Origin of the sequence: Burkholderia sp. HI4860 (assembly GCF_002223045.2) — a bacterium.
Taxonomy (GTDB): Bacteria; Pseudomonadota; Gammaproteobacteria; order Burkholderiales; family Burkholderiaceae; genus Burkholderia.
Genome location: NZ_NKFO02000003.1, coordinates 375,619 through 389,461 on the forward strand (window position 1 = coordinate 375,619; position 13,843 = coordinate 389,461).

The following is a 13,843-nucleotide window of genomic DNA, read 5'->3' on the forward strand; positions in this document are numbered from 1 at the left end:
CGGCTTCCCAAGCCGCCGCCGCGTGACCATAAAAAACCGGCCCCAGGGCCTAATGCCGTTCAGTTAAGACCTGAACGGCATTTTTGTTTTCGGGGTTTGGAGTTGTAAACGGGGCGGCAAGCTGTTAACTTTGGTCGCGATGCTAAGCGACCACCTGACCTTCCTGTTGGATGCAGCGCCCGCCGACCTAAGTCGGCTGGGCGAGCATCTGCCGCAGGAGTGGATCGAGCAAGCCATTGATGCCACGGGCACGGCCAGCATTCGTCGCCGGCGCTTACCGGCCGAACAAGTCGTGTGGTTGGTCATCGCGCTGGCGATCTACCGCCACTGGTCCATCAGTGAGGTGGTCGATAGCCTGGATCTGGTGTTGCCCAACGAAGCGACGTTCGTCAGCAAGAGCGCCATCGCTCAGGCTCGGCAGCGATTGGGTGATGCGCCCATGGCGTGGTTGTTCGAGCGAACCGCGCAAGCCTGGTGCCAGCAAGACGCGGCACGCCACGCCTTCAAGGGGTTGAGCTTGTGGGCCATGGATGGCACCACGTTACGCACGCCAGACAGTCCGGCCAATCGCGAACACTTCGGCGCTCAGGGCTATGCCAGCGGCAAGGTGGCGAGCTATCCGCAGGTGCGAGCCGTGACCCTGAGCTCGCTTCCGACTCACCTCGTTGCAAACATTGCGTTTGGTCGCTACGACACGAATGAGATGCTGTATGCCAAGCAATTGCTGGAACAGATTCCGGATCATTCGCTGACGGTCTTCGACAAGGGCTTTCTATCCGCCGAGATCCTGTGCGGCCTGAGCGCAGGCGAACGTAATCGCCACTTCCTGATTCCCGCCAAATCCAATACGCGCTGGGAAGTCGTGTCTGGCAAATCCGAGGATGCCTTGGTGCGAATGCGTGTTTCACCGCAGGCGCGGCAGAAGTGCCCGGAGTTGCCTGAATGGTGGATGGCTCGCGCGATTCGCGTGCTTGATGCGGCGGGCCGTGAGCGGGTGCTGCTGACTTCGCTGACCGATCGACGTCGATTCAAGGTGGCGGATTTGAATGCCTGCTACGAACGTCGCTGGCAGGTTGAAACCAGCTATCGCGAGCTCAAGCAATCCATGCTTGGCAGCGCACTGACGCTACGCAGCCGGACTGTCGAAGGCCTTTATCAGGAAATCTGGGGCGCTTTGATCGCCTACAACCTGATCCGTCGCGAAATGGCCTGCGCTGCCTTCGAGGCCAAGTGCGAGCCAACCGAACTCAGTTTCGTGCGCTCCTTCCACCTTATCCAGCACGAGATGATGTGGGCCGCGCGTACGCCAGCATTGGCAAAGCTCCCCGCCGTTCTGAAACGACTACGTGAGCACCTCAAACTGCTCATCAACGTAAAACGGCCCGATCGTAAATGCGATCGGGCCGTCAAATCCCTTCCGGCTCGTTATGCCGTTCGATATCTTCGGAAAGACCTTAACTGAACGGCATTAGGCCCCAGGGCCGGTTTTTTGTTGCGTGCTTCGAAGCGAAGCCGGGGCATGCAGCCGCAGAAGCCGCCGCGCCCGTTCACTCGCCCCTCAACCGCCGATGCAACTCCACCAGCGACAGCTTCGTGCGAAACAACCGCGCGAGGCTGCGGCTCGCATACGCGTCGATGTCGCCGGGTGGGGTCCAGCGATACGCATCCATCTCGGGAATCATCGAGCCGTCGCGACGGCTCGGAAACAGCGACGTGCACGTACAGTGCGCGAGATCGACTTCGTCGTCGGCCACGCGCACCGCGAACAGGTGCAGATCCTTGTCGTGCCGGTACGCGAAGCGGCCAAGATCGAGCAGCCGATCGGCGCCGAACACGATGCCCGTTTCCTCGAGCAGTTCGCGCAGCGCCGCTTCGGCCGGCGTCTCGCCCGGCTCGCCCTGCCCCTTCGGGATGTCCCAGTGCGTGGTATCCGTCGCGTGCGCGAGGAACACGCGGCCGGCCGCATCGAGGATCACGACGCCGCACGACACCGTGCGCGGCGCGCCGCCCCGCTTCATCACGCGCGTGCTCAGCGCTTCTGCAGTTGCCACTTGCCCGCGGCCGTCTTGCAGTAGACGGGCTTGAGCGTCATCGTCTGGCCCTTCGCGGTGATCTCGGTGGCGACTTCACGGCAGGTCTTGCCGTCCGTCTCGGTCGTGGTCGGCGTGAGCTTCGCATCGATCTGCGTGCCGCGGCCGCTGCTCTGCCACGTCGTGGTTTCGCCGTCCTTGCCTTCGTCGCGCACCTGCACGACCGCCTTCGACAGCGACGCGCGGTCGGTCTTGCTGAAATAGCTGATCGGCGTGTCGTTCAGGAAGTTCAGGTTGTTCTGCGCATGGGCGGGCAGCATCGCGGCTGCGCACGCGGCGCCGGCCAGCACGCGCGTGACGACGGAAAGGGATGCACGCATCGACATGTTTTTTCTCCTTGGATGTTCGATCGAACGGCGTGGTGCAGGCCGGCGAACCGGGGGCCGGCCATCCGGTACGCACCACGCCCGTCAGCGAGCGAGCATAGCATGCGTGCTGTAATGAATGCCTCTACGGCTTGGCCGGCGCGGCCGTTTGCTGATATCCGTCAGTCAGCGTCCCCAGGAACGCGATCACATCCTTGATCTCGGCCGCGTTCAGCGCCGGCTGGTCGCCGCGCTTGCGATCGAACGGCGCCTCGCGGTTGATGTTCGGCCAGTAGCGCTTGGGCAGGTCGTCATAGATCTGCACCTTGCCGTTCACGACCGGATAGAACTTCTCCGGATGGATGTCGCGTTCGACGTAGAAGCGCATCACGTCCTCCAGCGAGTGATACACGCCGTTGTGGAAGAACGTCTTGCGCAGCGCGACGTTGCGCAGCGACGGCGTGCGGAACAGCCCGCAGAATTCGTCGCGGCCCTTCAGGTCGGTCCGCTCGGGGCCGCACGCGCCGAGATCGTGGAAACGTGGGTCGTGATTGACGGGCAGCGCGCGGTTGCGCGGCACCGCGATCGCGATCAGCCCGAAATCGCTGAACTGCGGCGGGCCGCCTTCGAGCGTGCGCTGGCTGATGTGGCAGCTCGCGCAGTTGCCCTTCTTCTCGTCGTTGAACAGCTGCAGCCCGCGCAACTCCGCTGGCGTGAGTTGCGCATGGCCGGCAAGGTACGCGTCGTACTTGCTCGTGTACGGATCGAACAGCGCCGGCTGCTGCTGGAACGCGTCGAGCGCGCGCAGCACCGCGTCGAAGGTCGCCTGGTCGTCGCCGAGCACCTGGTCGCCGAACGCCTTGCGGAACGCGTCCGCATACGGTGCGGCGCGAACCGCCTTCGCGACCCTCGCCGGCGAGCTGCTCATCTCGAATGGCGACGTGAGCGGAATGCGCGCCTGCGCGTCGCGGGTATCGACACGACCGTCCCAGGTAAGCCCGCCAGTCGGACCCGCGTCGATGCTTTCGTCACCTTCGTCCGGCGAATCGTGGAAGTGCTCGCTGAACGGTGGAATGCCGCGCAGGTACTTCAACGACGGCACGGCGCGAAAGCCCGTGCGGTGCATGTCGTCGCCGCCGAGCTGCACCGACAGCGCGTTCGGCGGCCCGAACGCATGCTCGGCGCTATGGCACGACGCGCAGGCGAGCTTGCCGGAGCCCGACAGCGACGGATCGAAGAACAACTGCTTGCCGAGCGCCGTCATCTGCTTGACGCCCTCGAATACCTGCGCGCGCGTCTGCGGCTGGCTGGCCGGCGCCACCGCGGGCGCGGCCGGGGCCGCTTGCGCCGCCGGCACGACGGACGCGGCCGGCGTAGTCGCGCCGGGCCGCGCATCGCAACCGGCGAGCGCCGCGAGCCCGGCGGCCAGCGCCAGCGCGGCCGCGGCAGGGGTCAACGATCGCGCGAACGCGCGGGGTTTCAGAAGGCTGGGCATCGTCGTTCTTCTTGTAGCGGTGGGCAATCGGCCGGAGCTTATGTCAGTTCCATGACCGTTGCATGACGTTCCACCGACAGTCAATTGAAAGCAGCCCTACACCCGCCTGTCAAATCGGTTCCAGATAATGCGCGCAACCGGTCGGTGCCTCGCAATGCCCGCACCGGCCGTACATCAACCCGGTTCCCACACGCGACAAACGACGAAAGAGAGAACATCGCATGAAGAAGCACGCCTGGATTCGCTATACGCCGATCGCCCTCGCGGCCGCGCTCAGCCTGACCGCCTGCGGCGGCGACGATGTCACGCAGCAAGGCCTGTCGGCCGTCAAGAACGTGGTCGTGATCTACGCGGAAAACCGCAGCTTCGACAACCTGTATGGCAACTTCCCCGGCGCGAACGGCCTGCAGAACGCCACGGCCGCGAACTCGGTGCAAAAGGATCGCGACGGCTCGACGATGGCGACGCTGCCGAAGATCTGGGGCGGCCTGACCGCGACCGGCATCACGCCGGCGGTGACCGAGGCGATGACGGCGAACCTGCCGAACACGCCGTTCGCGATCGACGATCCGAAAGGCTTCAACCAGTCGATGAGCATCGCGACGCGCGACATCGTGCACCGCTTCTACCAGGACCAGATGCAGATCAACGGCGGCAAGAACGACATGTATGCCGCGTGGACCGATGCGGGCGGCCTGACGATGGGCCACTACACCGCCGACCCGTCGAAGCTGCCGCTGTGGAAGGTCGCGCAGCAGTACGTGCTGGCCGACAACTTCTTCATGGGTGCGTTCGGCGGCTCGTTCCTGAACCACCAGTACCTGATCTGCGCGTGCGCGCCGTTCTATGCAAACGCGGACAAGAGCCCGGCGGCCGGCAAGATCGCAGTCCTGAACGCCGACGGCAAGTCGCTGAAGGTCGCCGCGAACTCGCCGGCCTCGGCGCTGAGCGGGCCGCCGAAGTTCGTCAACGACGGCGCGCTGACGCCTGACTTCTACGGCATCAACACGATGCAGCCGGCGTACCAGCCGAGCGGCAACAAGGCGGCCACGGGCGGCGATCCGCTGCTCGCCGACCCGGCCAATCCTTCGACGATGCCGCCGCAGACGGCGACCAACATCGGCGACCTGATGACCAATGCGGGCGTGTCGTGGGCATGGTACAGCGGCGCGTGGGGCCAGGCGCTGCAGGCGAGCCAGAACGGCACGTCGAACGTGATCTACGGTGCCGATCTGTCGACGCCGAACTTCCAGCCGCACCACCAGCCGTTCAACTACTTCGCGAACCAGGCGCCGGGCACCGCGAGCCGCGCGCAGCACCTGCTCGACGGCGGCGCGAACGGCGCCGAGTTCATCAAGGCGATCGATGCGGGCACGCTGCCGCAGGTCACGTTCTACAAGCCGCAGGGCAACCTGAACGAGCACCCGGGCTACACGGACGTCACCTCGGGCGACCAACACATCGCCGACGTGATCGCGCACCTGCAGGCCAGCCCGCAGTGGAAGAACATGGTCGTGATCGTCACGTACGACGAAAACGGCGGCTTCTGGGATCATGCCGCGCCGCCGACCGCCGACCGCTGGGGCCCCGGCACCCGCATTCCGGCGCTGATCGTGTCGCCGTACGCGAAGAAGGGCTTCGTCGACCACACGCAGTACGACACCGGGTCGATCCTGCGCTTCATCACGCGCCGCTTCTCGCTGCCGCGCCTCGCGGGCCTGCAACAGCGCGACGACGCGCTGAAGGCCAACGGCGCGCAGCCGATGGGCGACCTGACGAACGCGCTGCAACTGTCGCCGAACCTGTAACGGCATCGTCACCACCGCGAACGGGCCGGCCACGCCGCCGCCCCGGACGAACGAAGGGCAGCCCCACGGGGCTGCCCTTTTTCATGTCGCGTGCGGGTGGCTGCGCGCCGCCGTCACCAGCCGTACTTCAGCTCGACGCCGACATAGTCGGCGTTGTGCCCGCCCGCCTGGCGGATCGCATCTCCGACCTGGAAGTGCACGGCCTCGACCGCGCCGATCAGGTTCGCGGCGATGGTCCAGTCCGCCCGCAGCTGCACGTACATCCCGGTCCACAACCCGCCCTTGCCCGCCGTGCCCGGCACCGGGATGTTCGGCTGCTGATAGACGGCGTCGCCGGTCGTCTCGCGCCACTGGAAGCCGAGCGCACCGAGCAGCGACAGGTTCGCCGACGGCTTCAGCGTCACGGACGGCTTCACGTGAATCAGGTTCGCGTAACTCGTATAGCCGGCCAGCGTGAAGTAATAGCCGTTCGGAAACAGCGGATTGAAGGTCCCGACACGGCCGTCGTGCGGATGCCGGTCGCCCGACGCCGCGTCGACCTGCAGCGCGATGCGCGGCGACCACGGCGCATCGAGCTTGTAGCCGGCGATCGAACCGACCGCCCACGCCCCGATCGTCGCGTTACCGACCGTGCCGGTCTGCAGCATCGTTTCGAGATCCCAGTCGAAGCGCCCCAGCGTGCCCGTGTAGCGTACGTCCCACACGTCGCGATGCTCGGGACCGCTCGCGTCGAGGAACCGCGCGTTGTTGCGGTTGTAGCGCGACCAGTAGCCGGACAGGTCGCCCGGCCCGACCGACTGCCGCTCGAAGCGCACGCCGCTGAACGTGAGATCGCGATTCGACACGTCGTCGAAATCGGACGCGTTGCGGTTCTGCACCGGCTGCGTCGCATAGCCGATGAAGCGCCACTTCTGGTACTCGTACACGGCCCAGACCGCGTCGAACGCCTGCCGCACGTTCGGGCCGTCGCGCGTGGCGATGAAACGCTGCAAGTCGAACGCCATCTCCTGCCGGCCCACGCGGAACTTGAACGTGCCGCCGCCGAGCGCGCCCGTGTAGGTCGCGAACGCCTGCTCGAGATCGAGCGGGTTCTTGTCGACCGGCGACACCGTGTTCTTGCCGAACGCGCGGGCGTCCTGCAACTGCACGAAGAACTGCCAGTGCTGGCCGAGATGCGCGTCGGCATGCACTTCGATGCGCTGGATCAGGTACGTATCCGATTGCGCGGAGCCGATCCCGAACAGCGGCGCGTCATTGGTCTCGAGACGCTCGCGCAGGTTCACGCCGAGCGACAGATAGGAGGCCGGATCATTGCCGAGCGGAAGGTATTTCAGGCCGTCGAGCGGTGCGCGCGGCACGCACGGATTCGCGAGCACCGACCAGTCTTCCTGCCAGCGGTTGAACAGCACCACGGGGCGCTTGGCCGTGCAGGTCGATGCGGCAGTGGCGGTTGGCGTTGCCGATGTCGGTGGTGATGTCGATGACGCGGCCGGCGCCGGCTCCTGCACCGGCGTGGAAGCCGCCGTCGAGGCCGCCACCGTTTGCGCGCATGCCGCGTCGGCGCCCGCGAACAACAGCCCCGCGACGATCGACGCGTGCGCGGCCCGTGCGGCGTGCCGGCCGTGATGTCTCCCCCCTCTCCGCTCGATCATGCGCGCTCCTGTGTGGTCGTACCCGCCGTTTGTGCCGCGCACAGGGCCAGCGTCGCGAGCGCGCCGACCGGCGCGAGCAGCGCGAGGAACCCGACGAAGCGGAACCCGAGCGCGCCGCCTGCGGCGCCGAGCGCGAACGCCACGATCGCCGGCAGCATCTTGCCGAAGCGCGCCCGCGCCGCCGCGCGCGCGGCATCGGCGGTGCCGGCCGACAGCAGGTCGACCGCGTCGAGGATCGCCTGTGTCACGTTGCCGGTCATCACCGTGTTCGGCACGCCGCCGGCACGCGCAATCACGCGCGGATGCGCGTTCTGCACGCCCATCGCGAACGTGCCGACGATGCCGGCCACGAGCGCCGGCAGGCTGTCGGGCTGCGTGACGGGCGTCGCCCATACGCCAGCCGCGCAGAAGCCGAGCAGCAGCACGGCCTGCACCGCATGCAGCGTGCGCGCGCCCTGCCACGCGGGCCGCCCGGACATCGCCCGCGCGATCAGGCTGCTCGCGATCACACCGCACACGAACGCGGGAAACACGCTGAGCTTCAGCACGATGCCCTGGCCAAAGCCCGCGATGCCCGCGCCGATCAGCACGAAGTTGCCGGTCACGTGCGCGGTGAACAGCCCGAACAGCGCGACGAAGCTCAGCGTGTCGACGAAGCCGGCCACCGCGGCAAGGATCGTATCCTCGTGCTTCATCGCGCCGCGCTCGCGTGGATCTCGGCGACGTAGCCGCCCGGGAACTGCACGAGCGCCGCGTCACGGCCGTCCGACGTGAACGGCGGCACGAGCACGGTCACGCCGGCCGCCTTGGCCTTCTCCAGCGTCGCGGCGAGATCATGCACTTCGTAGCCGGTCATCTCGCGTCCGAACGGGTATGGCAGGTGGCCGTCGGTCACGAGCACGGTCATCTTGCCGAAGCCCGATTCGATGCGGATGCGGCGATACGTGTCGTTCGGCCGGCCGATCTCGATGCCCGGCGCCGTGAGCGTGTCGGACACCACCTTGCCGTTCGAGAACTTCACGAAATCGTGCACCAGCTTGCGCACGCTTTCCGGCGACACGTACACGCGATTCTCCGGCACCGTCTCCAGCGCGTCGTAGTGCGGCGCTTCCGTATGCCAATAGAGTTGCATGTTCAGGCCGCCGGCCCAGCGGATGATCGCGTCGCGGCCGATCGGATCGGGGAACGTGTCGACGATCACGTCTGCACCGTGCGCGCGCGCCGTCTTCATCGCGACGTCCATGTCGGTGACGAGATAGCCGGTGCGCTCCGCGCAGAACGGATACGGGATCGGCGTCTTGAAGCCGAACACCGACACTGTGCCGACCGGCGTGAGCACGAGCTGCGACATCGTCTGGCTCGGCGTGGGCGTGACCTGGAACACGCCCTGCTTCGACTTCTTGCCGCCGAACGTCGCGACGAAGCTGTCGGTGAAGCGGTCGAAGTCTTCCGGTGCCACGCACACGTGCGTCGTGTCGTATTGCGGACCGACGGCCACCGTCGGCGTGGCCGCCGGCGGCACCGGCGGTTTCGCGAACGACGCCGGCGCCGCGACGCAGCCGGCCGCGATCGTCAGTGCGCACAGCGCGGATCGAATGGTCATCATGATCAGGTTTCCTTGTTGTGTCATCGAATGGTGCAACCGGTCACGCGCGGCCGTCGCCGTCCACGCGCTTCGCATCGGCGAGCAGCGTCGCGAGCACGAGTGCGGCGATCAGCCCGAGATGCTCGAAAAAGCTGTTGAGCGCCATGAAATGCTCGGCGCCCGTACGATTCCAGAAATCGTTGGCCACCGCCATCGCGACCAGCGTCAGCATACCGAGGCTGCCCGCGCCGAGCCACGTGAAGCGGCCCAGCACGATGCACAGCGAGCCGGCGATCTCGACTGCGATCGCGAGCGCCGCCCACAGCGCCGCCGGCTGCAGCCCGAAATGCGCCTGCTCGGCGACCGCGCCATGGAAGTCCAGCGCCTTCGCGACACCGCCGATCAGGTACGCGGACACCAGCGCCAGCCGCGCGAGCGGCAGGATCCACGGCTGCGCGAGCAGCGCGCGGACCCACGCCGGATTGATCGAACCCACAGGCGTTGCCATGTCAGACCGCCCAGCACGAACAGCCGAACGCGCCCCAGAAGCCCTTCGCGTCCGACGTCGGCAACGCGCGGCTCCACGCGTTCGCGTGTGCATGGCCGTGCAGGCCGCACGCGCTTGCGCAACCGCACTGCGCGGCGGCCGCCGCGGCGCGCTGCAGCGGCGCGCCGTTGCGCTGCGTCGCGCCCCAGCCGCCGTAGCCGCCGTACTCGCGCACCGGCGACCAGTCGGGCATCGCGGGCGGAATCGGCGCATCGTGCGACGCGAACGGCCCCGCCCCCCACACGATCCGGCCGCCGACTACCGTCAGCAATGCAGTCGTATCGACGATATCGTCCTCCGCGCACGTGAAGAAATCGCGATCCGGGACCATCAGGTCGGCGAGCTGGCCCACCGCGATGCGCCCTTTCTTGCCTTCCTCGTTCGAGAACCACGTCACATACTCGGTCCACATGCGCAGCGCGGTCTCGCGATCGAGCAGGTTGCGCTGCGGATACATCCGCATCCCGCCGACCGTCTTGCCCGTCACCAGCCACGCCAGCGACACCCACGGGTTGTACGACGCCACCCGCGTCGCGTCGGTACCGGCCGACACCTTGAGCCCCTTCTCGAGCATCTTCGCGACGGGCGGCGTCGCCTCGGCCGCCTGCGCGCCGTAGCGCTCGACGAAGTATTCGCCCTGGTACGCCATCCGGTGCTGCACCGCGATGCCGCCGCCGAGCGCGGCGATGCGGTCCATCGAGCGTTCCGAGATCGTTTCCGCGTGATCGAAGAACCAGTTCAGCCCGTCGAGCGGAATGTCCTCGTTGACCTTCTCGAACACGTCGAGCGCACGGCTGATCGTTTCATCGTAGGTCGCATGCATGCGCCACGGCCAGCGGTTCTGCGCGAGCACGCGCACGACGCCTTCGAGATCGTCCTCCATCTGCGCCGGCAAGTCGGGGCGCGCGACGCGGAAATCCTCGAAATCGGCCGCCGAAAACACCAGCATCTCGCCCGCGCCGTTGTGGCGGAAGTAGTCGGTGCCGTCGTGGTACTTGACGCTCTTCGTCCAGTTCACGAAGTCTTCCTTCTCCGCATTCGGCTTCTGCGTGAACAGGTTGTACGCGATGCGCACCGTCATCTCGCCCGCGTCGTGCAGCTTGCGGATCACCTCGTAGTCGTCGGGATAATTCTGCGATCCGCCGCCTGCGTCGATCACGCCCGTCACGCCCAGGCGATTGAGTTCGCGCATGAAGTGGCGCGTCGAGTTGTACTGGTATTCGAACGGCAGCTTCGGGCCTTTCGCGAGCGTCGCGTAGAGGATCGTCGCGTTCGGGTTCGCGAGCAGCAGACCGGTCGGGTTGCCCGCGGCGTCGCGCAGGATCGTGCCGCCCGGCGGCTCGGGCGTGTCCTTCGTGTAGCCCACCACGCGCAGCGCGGCCGCGTTCAGCAGCGCGCGGTCGTACAGGTGCAGGATGAACACCGGCGTATCGGGCGCGACCGCATTGAGTTCGTCGATCGTCGGCAGGCGCTTCTCGACGAACTGGTGTTCGGTGAAGCCGCCGACCACGCGCACCCATTGCGGCGCCGGCGTGATCGCAACCTGGTGCTTGAGCATTTCCATCGCGACCGCGAGAGAACGCACGCCATCCCAGCGCAGCTCGAGGTTGTAGTTCAGGCCGCCGCGAATCACGTGCGTGTGGTTGTCGATCAGGCCGGGCAGCACGCCGCGGCACTCGAGATCGACGACCTTCGTCGTGCGACCCGCGAGCGGCATCACGTCCGCGTCGGCGCCGACCGCGACGAAGCGGCCGTCCTTGATCGCCACAGCGGTGGCGACGGGGTTCGCACGATCGAGCGTCGTGATGCGCCCGTTGTGCAGGATGAGATCGGGTTGAGTAGCGGTTGCGCTCATGAAGTGTCCTCGATGCGGTCAGAAGCCGAGCCAGTGACGGACCGGCGCGATGGCCTGTACGCCGATCAGCATGCCGGCCAGGCCGACCAGCGCGATCAGCGGCGGTGCCGGCGAACGCACCTTGATCACGCTGTACACGACGCCGATCAGCACGCCGGCGCCCAACGAAAGTAGATAAGATTCCATAACGATTTTTCTCCCGGCCGGATTAGAATTCCCTGCATCGCACGCCCGCTTTCGCGGTGCGCTGCATCCGTTCCGCTTCCCTGCCATGTATCCCGACCATGCAACACCTTCCTGATCTCGAAGCCTGGGCCATCTTTGCGCGCGTCGCGGAGACGGGCTCGTTCGCGAAAGCCGCCGACCTGCTCGGCGTCACGCAGCCGACGGTGTCGAAAGCCATCGCGCGCCTCGAAAAGCGCCTTGGCGCGATGCTGCTGTACCGCACGTCGCGCAAGCTGTCGCTCACGCCGACCGGCGAACTGCTGCGCGACCGTGCGATCCGGCTGCTCGCCGATGCGGAACTGATCGAGAGCGAAGCGTCCGCGCAGGCGCTCGAACCGCATGGCCTCGTGCGCGTGAATGCGCCGATGTCGTTCGGGGTGCGCCACCTGTCGCCGGTGCTGCCCGCGTTTCTCGAACGCTATCCGCGCGTCGACATCGACCTCGTGCTCTCCGATCACATCGTCGACATCGTGTCCGGCGGCTTCGACGTCGCGATCCGCATCGCCGAGCTGAGCGATTCGTCGCTGCGCTCGCGCCGCCTGTGCGCGGTGCGCCGCCCGCTCGTCGCGTCGTCGGCGTATCTGGACCGTCATGGCCGGCCCACGCATCCGCGCGACATCGAGAAGCACGTGTGCCTCACCTACACGAACCTGCCGACACCCGAGCACTGGCGCTTTCGCCACCCGGACTCGGGCGACGACTTCGGCGTGAACGTGCACGGACGCATCCGCACCAACAACGCCGACGTGATCGTCCCCTCGCTCATCGCCGGTCATGGCCTTGCCCTTCAGCCGGAGTTCCTGGTGTGGGAAGCCATGCAGAGCGGCGAGCTCGAGGAAGTGATGGCGGACTGGAAGATCGCCGACATCAACGTCAACCTCGTCACGCCGCCCGGCATGCTGCGCGCCGCGCGCGTGACGGTGCTGCTCGACTTCCTGGCGGAACACTTCGCGCACGCGCCGTGGGCACTGCCGGCAGCCTGAGCGGGCGACGGCCGGCGACAGCGGATCGCCGCGGCCGGCCGTTGCCACGATCGCGGCCGGTCGCCCGTTACTTCGCCGGCACGGCCGGGATCGACTCGTGCGGCGTCGCGGTGCGCTGCGCGGCCTTGTGAACCATCGTGTATGCGTAGTCGACGCCCATTCCGTACGCACCCGAGTGCTCCTTCGCGATCGCCATCACCGCGTCGTAGCTGTCGCGGCGCGCCCAGTCGCGCTGCCATTCGAGCAGCACCTGCTGCCACGTGACGGGCACGACACCGGCCTGCACCATCCGCTGCATCGCGAAGTCGTGCGCGGCCTGCGACGTGCCGCCCGATGCGTCGGCCACCATGTAGATCTCGTAGTCGCCTTCGAGCATCGCGCACAGTGCGAACGTGGTATTACAGACTTCCGTCCAGAGACCCGACACGACCACCTTCTTGCGGCCATTCGCGGCCAGCGCGTCGCGCACCTTCTGGTCGTCCCACGAGTTCATCGACGTGCGTTCGAGCGTCTTCTGGTTCGGGAACACGTCGAGCAGCTCCGGGAAGGTATGGCCGGAGAAGGCCTCGGTCTCGACCGTCGTGATGGTGGTCGGCACGTTGAACGCCTTGGCGGCCTTCGCGAGCCCGACGACGTTGTTCTTCAGCGTCTGGCGATCGATCGACTGCACGCCGAACGCCATTTGCGGCTGCTGGTCGATGAAGATCAGCTGGCTGTTCTGCGGCGTCAATACTTCAAGTTTCGGATTGCTCATGGCGCAAGGTGTCCTGTGAACGAAAAAAGGGGGGCCTGCCTCGACCGTCAGAACGGGAGGAGCCGGAGGTACGTCAGCGCCGGATCGTCATCCGGGCCGAAATATTTAAGCCGCAAACGCGCGGCGCGAACACCCAAGAAACGGAATCGATCCGATTCCCGGATCGATGCCTGTTCGGGGCTGCCCGCCCTTTTATTCTTCACGCAAACCCGATACGCTTTCGAAATCTTGACGGCGCGCCCCGCGCCGCTCGTCTGCCATCACGGGACGCCCGCCATGAAACCGTATTTCCTGTCGCTGCTCGCCGGCGTCCTTGCCGGCGCCATCTACGGCACGATCGGCGTGAATTCGCCGGCGCCGCCGATCATCGCGCTCACCGGCCTGCTCGGCATGCTCGCCGGCGAACAGATCCTGCCGGTCGCGCGGCGCATGCTCGCGGGCCACCGGCTGAACACCGCATGGCGCGACGCGAAGTGCAGCCAGCACATGTTCGGCGCGCTGCCCGGCGGCACCACGAACGATCGCAAGCCGTCGTGACGCAATC

Annotated in this window: 14 protein-coding genes; 4 read left to right on the plus strand and 10 right to left on the minus strand. The window is 66.7% G+C overall.

The annotated features are described in order from the left end of the window. The first annotated feature begins 139 nt into the window (after nt 1-139). Complete coding sequence (locus CFB34_RS16910) at nt 140-1,462, plus strand: IS4 family transposase (protein ID WP_089439146.1); 1,323 nt, start codon at nt 140-142, stop codon at nt 1,460-1,462. Nucleotides 1,463-1,547: 85 nt separating this feature from the next. On the opposite strand, the gene CFB34_RS16915 is transcribed toward CFB34_RS16910, so the two are convergent. The 3 genes from CFB34_RS16915 to CFB34_RS16925 form a co-directional block, all read right to left on the minus strand. Then, nucleotides 1,548-2,018: an NUDIX hydrolase gene (locus CFB34_RS16915; RefSeq protein WP_089439825.1), complete on the minus strand. Its 471-nt coding sequence runs from the start codon at nt 2,016-2,018 to the stop codon at nt 1,548-1,550. 11 nt (nt 2,019-2,029) lie between these two features. Continuing rightward, complete coding sequence (locus CFB34_RS16920; RefSeq protein WP_089439824.1) at nt 2,030-2,416, minus strand: hypothetical protein; 387 nt, start codon at nt 2,414-2,416, stop codon at nt 2,030-2,032. 124 nt (nt 2,417-2,540) lie between these two features. Further along, entirely contained in the window at nt 2,541-3,890 is a 1,350-nt protein-coding gene (locus tag CFB34_RS16925; protein WP_089439823.1) for a cytochrome c peroxidase, read from the minus strand. Nucleotides 3,891-4,111: 221 nt separating this feature from the next. Between CFB34_RS16925 and CFB34_RS16930 the strand changes: the two genes are divergently transcribed. Then, nucleotides 4,112-5,698 carry an acid phosphatase gene (locus CFB34_RS16930; protein WP_089456043.1) on the plus strand — a complete coding sequence of 529 codons (1,587 nt, stop codon included), beginning with the start codon at nt 4,112-4,114 and terminating at the stop codon, nt 5,696-5,698. A 113-nt stretch (nt 5,699-5,811) separates the two neighbouring features. Here CFB34_RS16930 and CFB34_RS16935 read toward each other — a convergent pair whose 3' ends face one another. Genes CFB34_RS16935 through CFB34_RS16960 form a run of 6 tightly spaced genes read right to left on the minus strand, consistent with a single transcriptional unit; the run spans nt 5,812 to nt 11,523 of the window. After that, the gene (locus tag CFB34_RS16935) at nt 5,812-7,350 is read right to left on the minus strand and encodes an alginate export family protein (protein WP_089439821.1); all 1,539 of its coding nucleotides are present in this window, start codon (nt 7,348-7,350) and stop codon (nt 5,812-5,814) included. Next, nucleotides 7,347-8,045: a YoaK family protein gene (locus CFB34_RS16940; RefSeq protein WP_089439820.1), complete on the minus strand. Its 699-nt coding sequence runs from the start codon at nt 8,043-8,045 to the stop codon at nt 7,347-7,349. The genes CFB34_RS16935 and CFB34_RS16940 overlap by 4 nt, the downstream gene beginning before the upstream one ends. Then, complete coding sequence (locus tag CFB34_RS16945) at nt 8,042-8,956, minus strand: glyoxalase (RefSeq protein ID WP_089439819.1); 915 nt, start codon at nt 8,954-8,956, stop codon at nt 8,042-8,044. The genes CFB34_RS16940 and CFB34_RS16945 overlap by 4 nt, the downstream gene beginning before the upstream one ends. A 40-nt stretch (nt 8,957-8,996) precedes the next feature. Continuing rightward, entirely contained in the window at nt 8,997-9,443 is a 447-nt protein-coding gene (locus CFB34_RS16950) for a DoxX family protein (protein ID WP_089439818.1), read from the minus strand. Between the two features lies 1 nt (nt 9,444). Further along, nucleotides 9,445-11,337, minus strand: a complete 1,893-nt coding sequence (locus CFB34_RS16955; RefSeq protein ID WP_089439817.1) for an amidohydrolase — start codon at nt 11,335-11,337, stop codon at nt 9,445-9,447. An 18-nt stretch (nt 11,338-11,355) separates the two neighbouring features. Then, on the minus strand, nt 11,356-11,523 hold the full coding sequence (locus tag CFB34_RS16960; RefSeq protein ID WP_089439816.1) for a DUF1427 family protein: 168 nt from the start codon (nt 11,521-11,523) through the stop codon (nt 11,356-11,358). A gap of 98 nt (nt 11,524-11,621) precedes the next feature. Here CFB34_RS16960 and CFB34_RS16965 point away from each other — a divergent pair, with 98 nt between their 5' ends. Then, the gene (locus tag CFB34_RS16965) at nt 11,622-12,545 is read left to right on the plus strand and encodes a LysR family transcriptional regulator (RefSeq protein WP_089439815.1); all 924 of its coding nucleotides are present in this window, start codon (nt 11,622-11,624) and stop codon (nt 12,543-12,545) included. Nucleotides 12,546-12,612: 67 nt separating this feature from the next. Here CFB34_RS16965 and CFB34_RS16970 read toward each other — a convergent pair whose 3' ends face one another. Then, nucleotides 12,613-13,299: a hydrolase gene (locus tag CFB34_RS16970; protein WP_089439814.1), complete on the minus strand. Its 687-nt coding sequence runs from the start codon at nt 13,297-13,299 to the stop codon at nt 12,613-12,615. A 276-nt stretch (nt 13,300-13,575) separates the two neighbouring features. Here CFB34_RS16970 and CFB34_RS16975 point away from each other — a divergent pair, with 276 nt between their 5' ends. Then, nucleotides 13,576-13,836, plus strand: a complete 261-nt coding sequence (locus tag CFB34_RS16975) for a XapX domain-containing protein (protein ID WP_089440387.1) — start codon at nt 13,576-13,578, stop codon at nt 13,834-13,836. The last annotated feature ends 7 nt before the right edge of the window (nt 13,837-13,843 follow it).

Bases quoted from the DNA above. Each gene is read 5' to 3' on its own strand.
- CFB34_RS16965 (WP_089439815.1), top strand. From the start codon at position 11,622: ATGCAACACCTTCCTGATCTCGAAGCCTGGGCCATCTTTGCGCGCGTC.
- CFB34_RS16930 (WP_089456043.1), top strand. From the start codon at position 4,112: ATGAAGAAGCACGCCTGGATTCGCTATACGCCGATCGCCCTCGCGGCC.
- CFB34_RS16955 (WP_089439817.1), bottom strand. From the start codon at position 11,337: ATGAGCGCAACCGCTACTCAACCCGATCTCATCCTGCACAACGGGCGC.
- CFB34_RS16945 (WP_089439819.1), bottom strand. From the start codon at position 8,956: ATGATGACCATTCGATCCGCGCTGTGCGCACTGACGATCGCGGCCGGC.
- CFB34_RS16920 (WP_089439824.1), bottom strand. From the start codon at position 2,416: ATGTCGATGCGTGCATCCCTTTCCGTCGTCACGCGCGTGCTGGCCGGC.
- CFB34_RS16915 (WP_089439825.1), bottom strand. From the start codon at position 2,018: ATGAAGCGGGGCGGCGCGCCGCGCACGGTGTCGTGCGGCGTCGTGATC.
- CFB34_RS16950 (WP_089439818.1), bottom strand. From the start codon at position 9,443: ATGGCAACGCCTGTGGGTTCGATCAATCCGGCGTGGGTCCGCGCGCTG.
- CFB34_RS16975 (WP_089440387.1), top strand. From the start codon at position 13,576: ATGAAACCGTATTTCCTGTCGCTGCTCGCCGGCGTCCTTGCCGGCGCC.
- CFB34_RS16970 (WP_089439814.1), bottom strand. From the start codon at position 13,299: ATGAGCAATCCGAAACTTGAAGTATTGACGCCGCAGAACAGCCAGCTG.
- CFB34_RS16940 (WP_089439820.1), bottom strand. From the start codon at position 8,045: ATGAAGCACGAGGATACGATCCTTGCCGCGGTGGCCGGCTTCGTCGAC.
- CFB34_RS16925 (WP_089439823.1), bottom strand. From the start codon at position 3,890: ATGCCCAGCCTTCTGAAACCCCGCGCGTTCGCGCGATCGTTGACCCCT.
- CFB34_RS16910 (WP_089439146.1), top strand. From the start codon at position 140: ATGCTAAGCGACCACCTGACCTTCCTGTTGGATGCAGCGCCCGCCGAC.
- CFB34_RS16935 (WP_089439821.1), bottom strand. From the start codon at position 7,350: ATGATCGAGCGGAGAGGGGGGAGACATCACGGCCGGCACGCCGCACGG.
- CFB34_RS16960 (WP_089439816.1), bottom strand. From the start codon at position 11,523: ATGGAATCTTATCTACTTTCGTTGGGCGCCGGCGTGCTGATCGGCGTC.